This window comes from Gracilibacillus halophilus YIM-C55.5, assembly GCF_000359605.1.
Taxonomy (GTDB): Bacteria; Bacillota; Bacilli; order Bacillales; family Amphibacillaceae; genus Gracilibacillus; species Gracilibacillus halophilus.
This window is the reverse complement of the sequence record NZ_APML01000104.1, coordinates 1-1,199: the sequence shown is the minus strand read 5'-3', so window position 1 is coordinate 1,199 and position 1,199 is coordinate 1. Positions and strand designations below refer to the sequence as shown.

Sequence of the window (1,199 nt, the reverse complement as noted above, 5' to 3'; positions counted from 1 at the left end):
CCTCTCGCAAGACCATTGGGATAATATCCTAATTCTTCAATGATTGATAATACTTTTCTTTCTGTTTCTGGCGAATACCCGGGTTTATGATTTAATATTCGAGAAACAGTTGCAATTGAAACATTTGCTTTGTTTGCCACATCTTTTATTGTTACGGACATATTAATGCTTCCTTTCAATTAACGTAAACGTTTACCTTGAAAATATAATAACATTGCTTGAAATCGATTTCAATTATAAATTCAAAAAAATTTTACAAGAATGAATGACTAGTTTTTAACAGTGAATTATAACATTTATTTTACTCCTTCAACCTTTGATATAGATCGATTTGTTCATCCAATAATTCACTTTTCCTGACAGTAGTCGGTACTGTTAAGCCATCTCTAAATCCTATAATAAGAAATTCATCCCGCAACACTTCAATTCGTTTGGATACCATTTCAGTTTGTTCATCTATCTCCACAACCTCTCGCCTCCTCTATTTAAAATCATTCAAACCTCAAAAAACTGTACTTATAAACGTACAACACTTGTGTATATTATATAGTACGCTTACAAGTACAGTCAATGTTTTTAACTGAAATGAGGTATTCCTTTGAAGCGAGTAAAAATTGCCCTCAATGAACTACTGCATGAATATAATCTTAGCTTACATCAGCTTCATTTACTGACGGGCGTTCGCAGAGCAACGTTAAGTGAACTGGCAAATGGAAAACGACAAAGGATACAGTTAGAGCATATTGAAAAAATCGCCAATGCATTAGATATTCATGATATAAATCAAATTATTACTATTCAAGAAAGCTATGAAGAGTAACAAAGCAAGTTAACTCTCTGTAACCGTCTCTATCCATTTTTTATGAGCAGGCGGTTACTTTTTCTATTTAAATAGACTCCCGACTTCGACAATTCATAAAAGATGTCTCATATGCATCCATCGCTTCGGACGCATAATTCTCGCCTCACTCTGAGAATTCTCGCCTCACCAAATTAATTCTCGCCTGGCTCCAGGGAATTCTCGTCTCACCGAATTAATTCTAGCCTCACTCCAAGAATTCGAGTCTGAGCAAGATTTTCAACAACTAGTCCTTTGCCGTTATACATATCTACCTACTTCCCTCTATCAATTCTTCCTTAAATTGTTACCTTCGATTCATTTCTTTTCATTAGATTAAATTATAGTTGGAATTTTAACC

3 protein-coding genes are annotated in these 1,199 nt (G+C 34.2%); 1 reads left to right on the top strand and 2 read right to left on the bottom strand.

The window, feature by feature from the left end:
* On the bottom strand, window positions 1-161 hold a 161-nt coding region (locus tag J416_RS15580), incomplete at its 3' end, for a LacI family DNA-binding transcriptional regulator (RefSeq protein ID WP_003475622.1).
* A 140-nt stretch (window positions 162-301) separates the two neighbouring features.
* A complete protein-coding gene (locus tag J416_RS15575) occupies window positions 302-466 on the bottom strand; it encodes a Spo0E family sporulation regulatory protein-aspartic acid phosphatase (protein ID WP_003475613.1) in 165 nt (54 codons plus the stop codon).
* Between the two features lie 132 nt (window positions 467-598).
* Between J416_RS15575 and J416_RS14885 the strand changes: the two genes are divergently transcribed.
* A complete protein-coding gene (locus tag J416_RS14885) occupies window positions 599-820 on the top strand; it encodes a helix-turn-helix domain-containing protein (protein ID WP_003475609.1) in 222 nt (73 codons plus the stop codon).
* The last annotated feature ends 379 nt before the right edge of the window (window positions 821-1,199 follow it).